Annotated in this window: 9 protein-coding genes and 2 tRNA genes; 5 read left to right on the plus strand and 6 right to left on the minus strand. The window is 67.2% G+C overall.

The features are described 5' to 3' along the window. Position 1: 1 nt before the first annotated feature. The 4 genes from NS6_RS23125 to NS6_RS23140 form a co-directional block, all read right to left on the minus strand. Positions 2-2,209 (minus strand): MMPL family transporter, encoded by a 2,208-nt coding sequence (locus NS6_RS23125; protein ID WP_068045121.1) that lies wholly within the window; start codon positions 2,207-2,209, stop codon positions 2-4. Positions 2,210-2,862: 653 nt separating this feature from the next. Then, positions 2,863-2,935 (minus strand) — tRNA-Arg (locus tag NS6_RS23130). A 35-nt stretch (positions 2,936-2,970) separates the two neighbouring features. Then, positions 2,971-3,060, minus strand: a tRNA-Ser gene (locus NS6_RS23135). A gap of 92 nt (positions 3,061-3,152) precedes the next feature. Then, complete coding sequence (locus NS6_RS23140; protein ID WP_068045151.1) at positions 3,153-3,893, minus strand: dienelactone hydrolase family protein; 741 nt, start codon at positions 3,891-3,893, stop codon at positions 3,153-3,155. Positions 3,894-3,987: 94 nt separating this feature from the next. On the opposite strand from NS6_RS23140, the gene hisC reads away from it, so the two are divergent. Continuing rightward, entirely contained in the window at positions 3,988-5,064 is a 1,077-nt protein-coding gene (gene hisC, locus NS6_RS23145; protein ID WP_068045153.1) for a histidinol-phosphate transaminase, read from the plus strand. Positions 5,065-5,342: 278 nt separating this feature from the next. Here the strand turns inward: hisC and NS6_RS23150 are convergent, their stop codons facing one another. After that, positions 5,343-6,416 (minus strand): alpha/beta hydrolase, encoded by a 1,074-nt coding sequence (locus tag NS6_RS23150; protein WP_084471336.1) that lies wholly within the window; start codon positions 6,414-6,416, stop codon positions 5,343-5,345. A gap of 277 nt (positions 6,417-6,693) precedes the next feature. Between NS6_RS23150 and NS6_RS23155 the strand changes: the two genes are divergently transcribed. From NS6_RS23155 to NS6_RS23165, 3 genes are all read left to right on the plus strand, one after another. Further along, entirely contained in the window at positions 6,694-7,827 is a 1,134-nt protein-coding gene (locus NS6_RS23155; protein ID WP_174552622.1) for a DNA cytosine methyltransferase, read from the plus strand. Next, positions 7,824-8,255, plus strand: coding sequence for a very short patch repair endonuclease (locus tag NS6_RS23160; protein ID WP_068045159.1), 432 nt, complete (start codon positions 7,824-7,826; stop codon positions 8,253-8,255). The genes NS6_RS23155 and NS6_RS23160 overlap by 4 nt, the downstream gene beginning before the upstream one ends. 98 nt (positions 8,256-8,353) lie before the next feature. Continuing rightward, positions 8,354-9,073: a maleylpyruvate isomerase family mycothiol-dependent enzyme gene (locus NS6_RS23165; RefSeq protein WP_245669472.1), complete on the plus strand. Its 720-nt coding sequence runs from the start codon at positions 8,354-8,356 to the stop codon at positions 9,071-9,073. Positions 9,074-9,349: 276 nt separating this feature from the next. Here NS6_RS23165 and NS6_RS23170 read toward each other — a convergent pair whose 3' ends face one another. After that, the gene (locus NS6_RS23170; RefSeq protein ID WP_068045161.1) at positions 9,350-11,734 is read right to left on the minus strand and encodes an MMPL family transporter; all 2,385 of its coding nucleotides are present in this window, start codon (positions 11,732-11,734) and stop codon (positions 9,350-9,352) included. Between the two features lie 263 nt (positions 11,735-11,997). Between NS6_RS23170 and NS6_RS23175 the strand changes: the two genes are divergently transcribed. Further along, positions 11,998-12,582 (plus strand): TetR/AcrR family transcriptional regulator, encoded by a 585-nt coding sequence (locus NS6_RS23175; protein ID WP_068045166.1) that lies wholly within the window; start codon positions 11,998-12,000, stop codon positions 12,580-12,582. Positions 12,583-12,589: the final 7 nt, after the last annotated feature.

Genomic DNA, 12,589 nt, shown 5'->3' on the forward strand with positions numbered 1-12,589 from the left:
ATCATTTTGCCGAACCCTCGACCGGCCGGCCAAACGAATGGGCGAGTTCCCCGGTGGTATCCGGCTCGGGTGCGCCGCGGAGATTGCGGCCCTCGACGTCCAGGTCCGGCAGGATCCGGTCCAGCCATTTCGGCAGCCACCACGCCTTGTCGCCGACCAGCGCGAGAACGGCCGGGACGATTGTCATCCGCACCAGGAACGCATCCACGGCGACCGCGGCCGCCAGCGCCACACCGATCTGCACGATATCGCTCGCATCGCCGGAGGCGAATCCGGCGAAAACGCTCACCATGATGATCGCGGCAGCGGAAACCACCCGTGCCCCGTGCCCGAAACCGGCCCGGACCGCCGCGGTCGCCGAGGCGCCGTGCACGTACTCCTCCCGCATCCGGGTCACCAGGAACACCTCGTAATCCATGGCCAGCCCGAACACCACACCGATGATGAAGATCGGCAGCATGCTCACCACGACGTCGGTGGTGTGGATGCCCAGCCATTCCAGCCAACCCCACTGGAAGACGGCCACCATGACGCCGAAGGTCGCGCCCAGGCTGAGCAGGAAACCCACTGTCGCCTTGAGGGGGACGACAACCGAGCGGAACACGGTCATCAGCAGTACGAACGACAGGCCGACGACCACCAGGAGGTAGGTCAGCAGCGCGTCGGCCATCCGGTCGCTGAAATCGATGATGATGGCCGCGGTTCCGGTGACGGCGATCCGGGCGCCCAAACCCTCGACCGTATCCGCGACGCTGCCGCGCAGCAGCTGCACCAGCTGCTCGGTTTCCTCGCTGTCCGGTCCGCCCCGCGGGACGACGCCGATGATCGCGGTATCACCGGCCGGGTTGAACTCCGGCGGCGCGGCCATGGTGACCCCTTCGGTCCCGGCCAATTCCGTCTGGACCCGCTGCGCGGTGTCGGTGGGATGCGCCGCGCCGGCCAGGTCGACGACGACCAGAAGCGGCCCGTTGAAGCCCGGACCGAAACCTTCGGAGATCGCGTCGTAGGCCTGGCGCTGGGTGGTGTGTTCCGGGTATGTCCCTTGGTCCGGGACGCCGAGCCGCAAGTCCAGCGCCGGAAGGGTCAGGATGCCGAGACCGAGCAGCGCGACGACGAGCGTTGTCACCGGCCGTCGCGTGGTCAGCGATGCCCAGCGCGGTGCCAGGGTGCGGCCGGTCGTGGCTTCCGTGGCCTGCTCGCGCCGCCCGCGCCGCAGTACCCGGCGCCCGGCGAATCCGAGGAGTGCCGGTAGGAGCGTGATCGCCACCAGTACGGCGACAGCCACGGTCACCGCCGCGGCGAGACCCATTTCGGTGAGCAGCCCGATACCGACCACGCTCAGTCCGGTCAGCGCGATCACCACGGTCATACCGGCGAAGAACACAGCGGAACCGGCCGTGGCCACCGCCCGTCCGATGGCGTCCTCGGGGTCGGGAGTCCGGGACAGTTCGTGGGTGTAGCGGGAGACGATGAACAGCGCGTAGTCGATACCGACGGCCAGCCCGAGCATGAGCGCCAGGATCGGAGTGGTGACACCGAGATCCAGGAATGCCGTCGCGGTCAGAATGCCCAGCAGGCCGACCATGACGCCGGTGATCCCGGCGATCAGCGACATCCCTGCGGCGGCCAGCGATCCGAGGGTTATCACCAGCACAACGGCGGCCACGAGCAGTCCGAGGAGTTCTTTGCTCACATCCGGCATCAGCTCCATCACATCGCCGCCCACCGCCGTGCGCAGATCGGCCGAACCGCTCCGTTCGACCAGTTCCATCAGCTCCTGACGGCTCGAATCACGCACTGCTTCGAAGGAGACCGCATAGGTCACCTCGGCGACGGCGATCCGCTGATCCGCGGAGATCAGCCCGTTTTGGAAGGGGCCTGTTACGGCCGCGACCTCTGATGCCCCGGCCGCCGCCTGCACCACCTCATCGATTTTCTGCCGCTGGGCGAGATCGGTCACCGTACCGTTCTCGGCGATGAACACGATCTGGGCCGACCCGCCGTCGAGCGGGAGTTCGGCGAACCGTTCCTCGAGTAGGTCGAAAGCTTCCTGAGATTGCGTACCGGGCAGGTTGAAGGTCGTCGCAGAGGGCGCGGCCAGGGTGGCCGCACCGACCCCCAGGACGGCGACGAGGAGAGCCCAGGACAGGAGAACGAGTCGTCGAGCGCGGAAACTGAACCGCCCGATCCGATAGAGCAGGGCCGACATGACAGCCTCTCTTTAGTGGAAGTCACTGTTTTTTGAGAGTAACTTCCATTTTGTGGCGAGGCAAGACCTCCCGAGCCGACCGGGCCTGGATTTCGGGGATTGCGTGAGCCTCGCGATCAGAGACGCATCCGTGCGTCCGAGCGGGTTACGCGGCGATCCGTAACGTGATCCCCCTTGGCGGTGGAGGGGCGCGGGAACACGATGCAGGCCACCAGTCAGCCGGGCCACGCGGCGGGAGGTCGCGCATTTGCACTGGTAGAACGGTTCGAATCGACCGAAATCGATTGTTCGGCAATCAGCGCAGCCGAAGCCGGGGGCGTCCTGGGGATGTGGCGCCCAATACGGGCCACCAGGCGGCAGGGCGGCGGGTAGAGAGGTCGTTATGGGATGACCTCGCGGTCACGGCCGAGGCATCGGCGTGTTCGAGCCCGCCGGAAGAGCTGCGGTCGGCGTTCGACGCGCAGTTCCGGGAATCGGTAGCGTCCCGAATAACACCGCTCGAGCGGGTGTAGCTACCGGGGGACCGCCCTGGATCGGCACGCCGGAGGAAAGTAAGGGCTCGTTTGTGCGGGCAAAGTATGGGATTCCGGTCTCTTCATCGAGACCACGAAACAGCCCCCGATCCGCTTTCGCAGATCGGGGGCTGTTCTCTGTGCGCCCGAAGGGATTCGAACCCCTAACCTTCTGATCCGTAGTCAGATGCTCTATCCGTTGAGCTACGGGCGCGTACGCGTTATTCAGTTGTCACCCGTTGCCGGGTGTGGCGGAGGCGAGAGGATTTGAACCTCCGGTCCCCGTGAAGGGACAACTCATTAGCAGTGAGTCCCATTCGGCCGCTCTGGCACGCCTCCTGGAGCCTTCTCTTCGAGGGCGCCGGCCCTTCCGGGCCGCCGAGCAGAAAGGCTACCGGAGCCTGGTGCGAAACTGCAAAACGGGTGGTTGATCAGCGTAGGTGGCTGTCGAACCAGTCGAAAATGCGGGTTTGGGAGTCGATGAGTTCGGCGGCGTCGTCCTCGTCGTCGCCGGGGTGGTCGGCGCGATGCAACAGGCCCGGATAGATCACCACCAGACTTGCGACCGCGGCGCGGGCGGCGGCGTCGCGGAGTTGGTCTACCTCGTCGAGGGGGGTGGTCGATTCCGCGCCGAACAGGCCCAGCCACGGGGCTTGTAGCCGGGACGCGACGGCGACGAGGGCTTCGGCTTGGTCGGTCAAGGGGGCGGTGATGCCGGGGGCGGCCACGCTGATCGCGGCGCCGATCGGCCGGTTGGTCGCCACCAGGAAAGCCGCGGTGCCGGCGGTATCGAAACCCAGGGCGCCGACGCAATCGGGGAAGATCCCGCGGTGGGTGAGCCAATCGAAGCAGGCGTCGAAATCCTCGAACAGTTCGTCGCCGTAGACCCCGGCCGACGAGGCGGTGGCCCGGTGGAAGAGGTTCGGCGCGACCACCAGCCAGCCTTCGCCGGCGAGGGCGCGCATGAACTCCAGCAACGATCCGGTGAACTCGCGGGATTCGTGGAGCAGCACGATTCCGCCACGGGCGTAGCCCTCTGGTTCGATCACCGTGATGGGTACGTGTTCGTCGGTGGCGGGGCTGGTAGCGGCCGCTGCCGGCTTCTGATCGGTTCCGGTGGTTTCCGGCCCGTGGCGCCGCAGCGGAGCGATATCGTCATAAGTGCCCGACATGTTCCCAGCGTAGGGCGATATCCGCGGAGCGGGAAGAACTGGCAGGTGAACAGCCCGAACGTGGCACGATCGAGATCGGAACTAAGCTCGATACGTGACCGCGCACATCCGGCCGGACCTCGAGTCGATTCCGGCGTACGTTCCCGGCCGCAGCCATCCCGGCGCGGTCAAATTGGCGAGCAACGAAACGACCACAGGTCCGCTGCCCGCCGCGAGCAAGGCCGTCGCCGAGGCGGTGGAGCTGGCCAACCGCTACCCGGACAATCAGTCCGGCGAACTACGAGCAGCGCTCGCGGAATTTCTCGGCGTCACGCCGGCCGAGGTTGCGGTCGGCTGCGGGAGTGTGGCGCTGTGTCAGGAGTTGGTGCAGATCACCTGCGGGGATCCGTCCGACGAAGTGCTCTTCGCATGGCGTTCGTTCGAGGCGTACCCGATCATCACCCAGGTCGGTAACGCGACCGCGGTGACGGTGCCGCTACGCGAGCACATACACGATCTGGACGCCCTGGCAGCCGCGATCACCGACCGGACGCGACTGGTGTTCGTCTGCAACCCGAACAACCCGACCGGTACCGCGGTCGGAGCGGCCGAGCTGGGCCGGTTCCTGGACCGGGTACCTGCCGATGTGCTGGTAGCGCTGGACGAGGCGTACTACGAGTACCTGCGGATCCCCGGCGATCACCCCGACGGTGTGGAACTGGCCCGGACGCGGCCGAACGTCGTTGTGCTGCGAACCTTCTCGAAGGCGTACGGGTTGGCGGGCCTGCGGGTCGGATACGCGGTCGGCGCACCGGAGGTGATCGCCTCGCTGCTGAAGGTGCACATCCCGTTCAGCGTGAGCCGGGTGGCGCAGGCGGCGGCCATGGCATCGCTGGAGGCCCGGCACGAACTACTGGACCGCACCGACGCGGTGATCGCCGAACGGGAACGGATGCGCGCCGGCCTGCTGGCCGCGGGCTACCGGGTGCCGCCGAGCGAAGCGAATTTCGTCTGGATCGACCTGGGCGCGTCGACGGCCGAGTTCGCCGAGGCGAGCGCGGCGGCAGGGGTGCTGATCCGGCCGTTTGCCGGCGAAGGGGTGCGGGTCACGGCGGGAGACCCGCACGAGAACGATCTGTTCCTGCGGTTCGCCACGTCCGCGGATACGGTTGCGCGCTTCACAGGCGCCTGACGAAGTCGAGGAGTCTCGGCCGGCCTGTGCAGCCGGTCTTCGCGTATCGTCCGCCGTCCGCCGATGGACCGCGGCCGGCCGCCGCGGCCGGTCGGCAGGTACGCAGACCGGCGGCCGGGCCAGGCCGTGACTGCTGCGGCGAAAGCCTCGTAACCGCGTAGCCCTGCACGCCACTGGACGGGTCCAGAGCCGAGTGCTGATACGGCGATGGCTGTTCTCGGCCCGGAGGAGCGTGTCTCGCACCGGTCGGACGCCGGATCGCAGTACCGAGCGGCGGATCAGCCGATTCGGTCGATGCCGAGGCCCTCGGAAATGGTGGGCCAGGAAGTGACCAGTTCGTCGGCCCAGTACGGCCAGGAATGGGTGCCTTGCGGACGGAAGTGGGCGGTGTAATCGATAGCGAGGGTGTCGAAACGCTGGGCCAGCCGGCGGGTGCAGAAATCGGTGGCCGCCTCCAGCGGGCCACCCATCAGTACGCTCACCGGGGTCTCGGGGTTGGTCAGTACATCGTGGACACCCGGTCGTCCGCTGCCGGCAGAGAGATAGAGCTTCTTCCCGCGCAGGGCTTCCGCGTGCAGGGTCACATCGTGGGCCAGCCATGCCGGGTCGTCGGGGGAGCCGAACATGTTCTCGGGGTTGCCTTTGAAGGTTGTGACGACCATGCGGGCCTGCGCCTGGCCCAGGTCGGTTCCGGTGGAGAAGCAACCGCTGTGGGCAGCTACGGCGGAATAGAGTTCGGGTTTCCGGATGGCCAGCATCATGGCCCCTTCGGCGCCCATGGAGGTTCCGACCACGGCATTACGGCCGTTGCCGGCGAATTCGGCGTCGAGTAGTGGCGGTAGTTCCTCGGTGAGAAATGTCTCCCACATGTTGACCCCCAACACCGGGTCGGGGCGTTGCCAGTCGGTGTAGAAACTGGCGGGACCGCCGACCGTGAACACCACATTCACCGGTTTGTCGGCGTAGAACTGAGCGGCACCCCCGCGGTCCAGCCAGTTGTTGCTGTCTATCTGGGTGCTGCGGCCGTCGAGCATGTAGACGGTCGGGCGGGGTTTGCTGCGGTCGGCCGGCAGTAGGACGAGGACCTGCACCGTGCGGTGCATGGCCGGTGAGTCGACGAATACCCGCATCAGGCGGTCGTGTACCGGTTGGACGCCCACGATGGCGGCCCGTGGCGCCCGGACCGCTTCGGGGCGTTCGACCGGACCGGGGTCCTCGGCCGAGCCGGTGCCGGGCTGAGCGGGCGCGGTGTGCAGTCCGTCGGGGCCTGCCTGCGCTGCACCGGGGGCGACAGCACCGCACAGGGCGACGGCGCCCGAAACAACGGTGGCCAGGCCGACGCGATACCTCATGGCGCCCATCCTGCCAGACCTGATGGCCTGCATCGGGGCACCGAAAGGGTCGATTTATATGCTCTGACCTGGTCTTTCGATGATATTGTCGCGGAATGGATCTCGGGTGGTGATGATCGACTCGCGCACGTGGGCCGTATCGTTCGCACCGGTCACCGGGGTTCGGCCCGGCCGATGTGCCGGTGCTCACCCGGACCCGGTGGACCCGCCGGACGCGCGGAGTAATCTCGCTTCGGTAGCCGGACCGGATGGAGAGGACCTCGTGACGGGCGCGCGGATGGTGGGGCTTTTCGCCGGGATCGGAGGGCTGGAGCTCGGGTTGGCGGCGCACGGCTGGCACAGCACACTGCTGTGTGAGATCGATCCCGGTGCGCGGGCGGTGCTGGGGGCGCGTTTTCCCGAAGCCGAACTCCACACCGATATCACCCGGTTGCGGGCGCTGCCGCCGGAAACCGAGCTGGTGGCTGCGGGATTCCCGTGCCAGGACCTGTCCCAGGCCGGCCGCACTGCCGGAATCACCGGGACGAAATCCAGTCTGGTCGACCATGTGTTCCGCCTGGTACGGCGTAAACGCGGGCCGCGCTGGTTGCTGATCGAGAACGTGCCGTTCATGCTGCAACTCGGTCGCGGTGCGGCAATGCGCCATATCACCGACGCTCTCGAAGAACTCGGCTACACCTGGGCCTACCGGGTGGTGGACGCGCGGGCGTTCGGCCTGCCGCAGCGGCGTAACCGGGTGCTCATGCTGGCTTCGCGGACCGAGGATCCGCGCACCGTACTGTTCGCCGACGATGCCGGCCCGCGACTGCTGGGGTGCGTCGAGAGCGACCCGTGCGGTTTCTACTGGACCGAGGGTGTGCGGGGCCTGGGCTGGGTGGTCAACGCTGTGCCCACGCTCAAGGGCGGGTCGGGGCTCGGTATTCCGAGCGCGCCCGCGGTGCGGTTACCGTCCGGGGAAATGGTCACGCCGGGGATCACCGACGGGGAACGGCTCCAGGGGTTCGCGCCCGGCTGGACCGAACCGGCGCTGGCGGTCCCGGGTTTCCGGCCCGGTCAGCGGTGGCGGCTGGTGGGGAACGCGGTGAGTGTGCGGATGGCGTCGTGGGTCGGGTCGCGGTTGCGGATCCCGGGCGAGCCGATACCCGGACATATTCCGTTACCGCCGGGAAGCCCGTGGCCGGGGGCGGCGTGGGGGCATTCCGGGGAGGTGTTCGAGGTGCCGCTGTCGCCCTGGCCGGTTCACGAGTCCTATGAGGACCTGCGGTTCTTCCTCACCGACACCCGATTGCTGTCGGCGCGGGCCACGGCCGGTTTCCTGCGCCGGACCGGGATGGGAACGCTGCGTTTCCCGGCCGGTTTCCTCGACGATGTGCAGGCGCATCTGGTGCGGATGGGTGGCTCGGCGGCATGACCGGCGACCCCGCCCGCAGCAGCCGCCGCCCGGCCACCGATCCGGTGACCAGCGCACGGATGTCGCGGCAGCGGCGGGCGCATACCGCGCCGGAGCTGGCCTTGCGGCGTGAGCTGCACCGGCGCGGTATCCGCTACTTCGTGGATCGGGCGCCGATCCGGGGGCAGCGGCGGCGGGCGGATCTGGTGTTCCCGCGGCGCCGGGTCGCGGTATACGTGGATGGGTGTTTCTGGCATCGCTGCCCGGTCCATGCGACCGATCCGAAGAACAATGCGGCCTGGTGGGCGGAGAAACTGGCCGGCAACGTCGTGCGCGATCGGGACACCGACGCGGCGCTGGCCGCCGCGGGCTGGCAAGTGGTGCGGATATGGGAACACGAGGATCCCGTGCGCGCGGCGGACCGGGTACAGGTGGCCTTGAGACGTTGAGAGGGCAGGCCGGCGCTCGATCGCGATGGTGTGTCCGGACGCGACCCCGGCCGAGTGCTCGTGGGCGGGCCGAGAAGCGCACCGTTAGGGTCGGTGTCGTGCCCAGGGATTTCATCGAACTGCTCACCACGCGGATGGAGGCGGTCGCCGCGGCGACCACCGAATTGCTCGCCACCGTCGACACACTCGACGAGGCGTCGCTCGCCGACCCCTCTGCCCTTCCCGGCTGGACCAGGGGGCATGTGCTCGCACATATTTCGCGCAATGCCGACAGCCTGGTCAATCTGCTGCTCTGGGCGCATACCGGAGTGGAGACGCCGCAGTACGCGAGTACCGTGCTGCGCGATGCCGATATCGAGCTGGGTGCGCCGCGTCCGCTCGCCGAACAACGGGCCGACCTGGTGGAATCGGCGGATCGGTTGATGGGGATGGCGCGGGTGCCGACTGCTGAGCAATGGCAGGTGGAGGTCCGCACCAGGCAGGGGCGGCCGCTACCGGCGTACCGGATACCCTGGATGCGGTTGCAGGAGCTGCGGATCCACCATGTGGATTTGGCTGCCGGCTACACCCCGGCAGATTGGCCTGCGGATTTCGTAGCGGAACTGCTCGCCGAGGTCGCCGCTGATCTGGGCGCTCGCCCGGCCGTGCAACCGTTCGAAATCGAGGCGACCGATACCGGTTTCGGCGCGACCTTCGGGACCGGTGATCCGGACCGGAAGGTGGCGGCACCGGCCGCGTCGCTGGTGGCCTGGCTGCTGGGGCGCGGTGCGGACGAGACCCTGCCCGCGGAGCTCCCGCAGCTGCCCGTTTGGCGCTGACCCCGGCGTCCCCCTGCCCGCGCTGCACAACGCGGGTCCGCTGGTGTCGGTCCAGCGCGCGTCCGGCCGGGGGCGAGCCTGTGTGCGCCCGGCTCGTGCTGAGGCAGACGGTACCCCGCCGATGTAGGACGGTGGCTGGTTCGAGCCGCATCTTTGCGGATGCCGCCGAGCGTGTTGCCAGCGGTCGTGTGCTGGTACGGAGCCCGGCACCTGGCGGCGTGCACAAGCAGAACCGGCCGGCACCTGTGTGGGTGCCAGCCGGCTCGTTCACCTGGATCAGACTCCGGCAGGTTCTTCGACGGCTTTCGCCTTGGCGCGCTCCTGCAATTCGCGCAGCTTCGACCCTTCGACGTCGATATCGGGCAGGATCCGGTCCAGCCAGGCCGGCATCCACCAGGCCCATTTGCCGAGCAGTACCAGCAGTGACGGGATCAGCACCATCCGCACCAGGAAGGCGTCGAAGAAAACGCCTGCTGCCAGCGCGAAGCCCATGGATTTGGACGTGATGTCGGGCGAGAGCATGAAACCGCCGAAGACCGAGATCATGATGACGGCCGCCGCGGCGACCACGCGGGCGCCGTGATGGTAGCCGTCGACCATCGCCTGCTTCGGATCCTTGCCGCGCACGTATTCCTCGCGCATCCGGGTCACCAGGAACACCTGGTAGTCCATGGCGAGGCCGAATACCAGGCCGATCAGCACGATGGGGAGGAAGCTGATGATCGGATGGGTGTCGTCGACCAGGCCGAAGGCGCCCTCCTGGAAGATCAGCACCGTGACCCCGAAGGTCGCGGCCATCGAGAGCAGGAAGCCGAGCGCGGCGGTGAGCGGTACCAGGATCGACCGGAACACCAGGAGCAGCAAGATGAATGCCGCCACCGCGACGATGGCCATGTACGGGATGATGCTGTCGAGCAGCACGCTGTTGACATCGGCGTAGATGGCCGTCTGACCGGTGATGCCGTATTCCATGCCGTACTGGTCCTGCAGCGCGGCTTCGGCATCACGGGCGTGTTCGACCAGATCCTGTGTTTCCGCACTGTTGGGCCCGGATTGGGGAACCACCTGGAACAGTGCGGCCTGCCCGTCCTGGCTGGGCTGCGCGACGCTGAGGTAGTCCACACCGTCGTAGCCCGCCAGTTGATCGCGCAGGGCGGTCAGTGCGGCATCGCGCTGGTCGGGGGGAGTTTCGGAGAGATCGACCGCTACCACGAGCATGCCGTTCTTGCCTTCGCCGAAGCCCGCGGTCTGTAGTTCGTAGGCCTTCCGGACCGACGAGTCCTCCGGCATGCTGTCGCCGCCGGGCAGGCCGAGGCTGAGCTGGGCCGCGGGGGCGGCGAGCGCACCGAGCACGATCGCGCTGATGATCAGCGTGAGCACCGGCATCCGGGCGATGATGCGCGCGAATCGCATCCCGTTGGTGACCGAGGTGTCGTCCTCGGGGTCGTGCCGGGCGATCAGCGGCAGTTTCGGTTTGAACAGCGCTTTGCCGAACGCGCCGAGCAGGGCCGGCATCAGGGTGGTGGCCGCGAGTACGGCGAACCCCGCCGCGATGGCGCCGCCGATACCCATCGCTGTGAGGAAGCTGATCCCGACCACGGATAGGCCGAGAAGCGCGACCACCACTGTCAGCCCGGCGAATACGACGGCCGAACCGGCGGTGCCCACCGCGACACCCGCGGCTTCCTCGGGTGAATCCTGGACGACGAGTTCGTGTTTGTACCGGGACACGATGAACAGGGCGTAGTCGATGGACAGCGCCAAGCCGATCATCGACGCCAGGATCGGCGTGAACGTCGGGACTTCGGTCAGCGAGGTACCGGTCAGGATGAGAGCGCCCGCGCTGGCGACGCCGACGATTCCGGTGATGATCGGGACGAACGCGGCAACGATGGCGCCGAAGGCGATGATCATGACGATCAGCGCGACCCCGATGCCGATCATCTCGGCCTGCCCGGTCTCGGGCTGAGTCTGCGCGATGGCGCCGCTCATCTCGACGGTGAGCCCGGCGTCGCGGCCTTCCTGTGCGATTCTCTCGGCTTCCTGCCGGTGTTCCTCGGTGACGTCGGCGAAGGTCGGCATCGTGAACTTCACATCGATGACGGCGACCGTTTGCGGCCGGTCCTCGCTGAGCACGTTCAGTGGGGCACCACCACACAGGGCCTTGAAGTCGGGAGAGTTCCGGCCGTCGAGGCAGTTCGGTTCCGGCATGGGCGGGGCCCGGCCGGGTTCTGGGCCGGCTGCTGCCGCGGCCTGTTCCGCGGCGGCCTCCTTGCTGGCCGGCATCATCGAGGTTGCGGTGACCGGGTTGACGACCGGTTCACTGTGGTCGACGATATCGAGTTCGTTCAAGCGCCCGACCAGCGCGTCCAGCGCCGTCATATTGGTTTCGTCGGTCAGTGTGCCGTTCGGTGCGGCGATGACATATTGGCCGGTGACGGCGTCGATGCTGAACATCGAGGCCATTTGCGGCATATGCTCTTCGAGGATGGCCGTGGCTCGTTCCGAGGGCAGCCCCGGCATTTCGAAGCTGTCCTGGAACGGTTTGGCCAACGCACCCGCTGCCCCGCCGAGTAGGACCAGTATCAGCGCCCATACGGGCAGCACTATCCACTTCCGGCGGAAAGCGAACTTTCCCCATCTGTACAGAAATACGGACACGAGGGATTTCTCCTAGGCGAGGCCGAGACGGTTTGGTCGTGTGCTTCTGCTGTGACGAACTGACGGCCGACGTCGTTTTCGCGGATCGGATCGCGCGGGGAGGCTTCGGCCTCGGATCGCGCGATCGGTTCGGATCCGCCTACACAGTGGACGCCTTTTATCTACCGTACGGTAGGTAGACTACCGGTAGGTTAAACGGAGGAACAAGCTCGACTTCCGGTGGCCTACGGCGCGCGACGGCTGGAAGAACGAGAGGACCGAGCATGGCGAATCGGCGAACTGGCGATCACGTTACCGCAGGTCGAGACACTAAGAAGGCAATCCTGGACGCCGCCGTGCGGCTGTTCGTGAACAAGGGGTTCGAGCAGACCAGCCTGCGCGAAATAGCAGATGCGGTCGGAATCACAAAACCGTCGCTCTACTATCACTATTCGTCGAAACTCGAGCTCCTGGTCGCCGTCATCGACCCACTACTGGACGCATTACGCGCGTTGGCCGACGAGGTCGAGACGATGCCGGCGCCCGACACCGAAGGCCGCCGAACAGTGTTGCGCGGCTATATCCGGGTCATGATCCGCAACCGGGACGCCGGAGAAATGATGGTTCGCAACGCGGTGCCCATCGTCAACGCGGTGGCCGATCAGTATCCGGTGATCGTCGACGCGCACAAGGTCGTACGCAACTGGCTGGCCGGTCCCGAACCCACACCGGTGCGGCTGCTGCGGGCCGCCGCGGCCATGGAGATCGTGACCGTTGCCCTGATTTCGAACGAGATAGCACCGGACGCGGGGGATGATGTGGTGGAGTCGACGCTGCTGGACGCCGCGCTCGCGGCGCTGGCGGAGTGAAAGGTCA

Source organism: Nocardia speluncae NBRC 108251 (assembly GCF_001613245.1).
In the GTDB taxonomy this organism is placed as follows: domain Bacteria; phylum Actinomycetota; class Actinomycetes; order Mycobacteriales; family Mycobacteriaceae; genus Nocardia; species Nocardia speluncae.

Coding starts and splice junctions, on each gene's coding strand:
- NS6_RS23125 (WP_068045121.1), bottom strand. CDS start 2,209: ATGTCGGCCCTGCTCTATCGGATCGGGCGGTTCAGTTTCCGCGCTCGA.
- NS6_RS23140 (WP_068045151.1), bottom strand. CDS start 3,893: ATGTCGGGCACTTATGACGATATCGCTCCGCTGCGGCGCCACGGGCCG.
- NS6_RS23150 (WP_084471336.1), bottom strand. CDS start 6,416: ATGAGGTATCGCGTCGGCCTGGCCACCGTTGTTTCGGGCGCCGTCGCC.
- NS6_RS23155 (WP_174552622.1), top strand. CDS start 6,694: ATGGTGGGGCTTTTCGCCGGGATCGGAGGGCTGGAGCTCGGGTTGGCG.
- NS6_RS23160 (WP_068045159.1), top strand. CDS start 7,824: ATGACCGGCGACCCCGCCCGCAGCAGCCGCCGCCCGGCCACCGATCCG.
- NS6_RS23175 (WP_068045166.1), top strand. CDS start 11,998: ATGGCGAATCGGCGAACTGGCGATCACGTTACCGCAGGTCGAGACACT.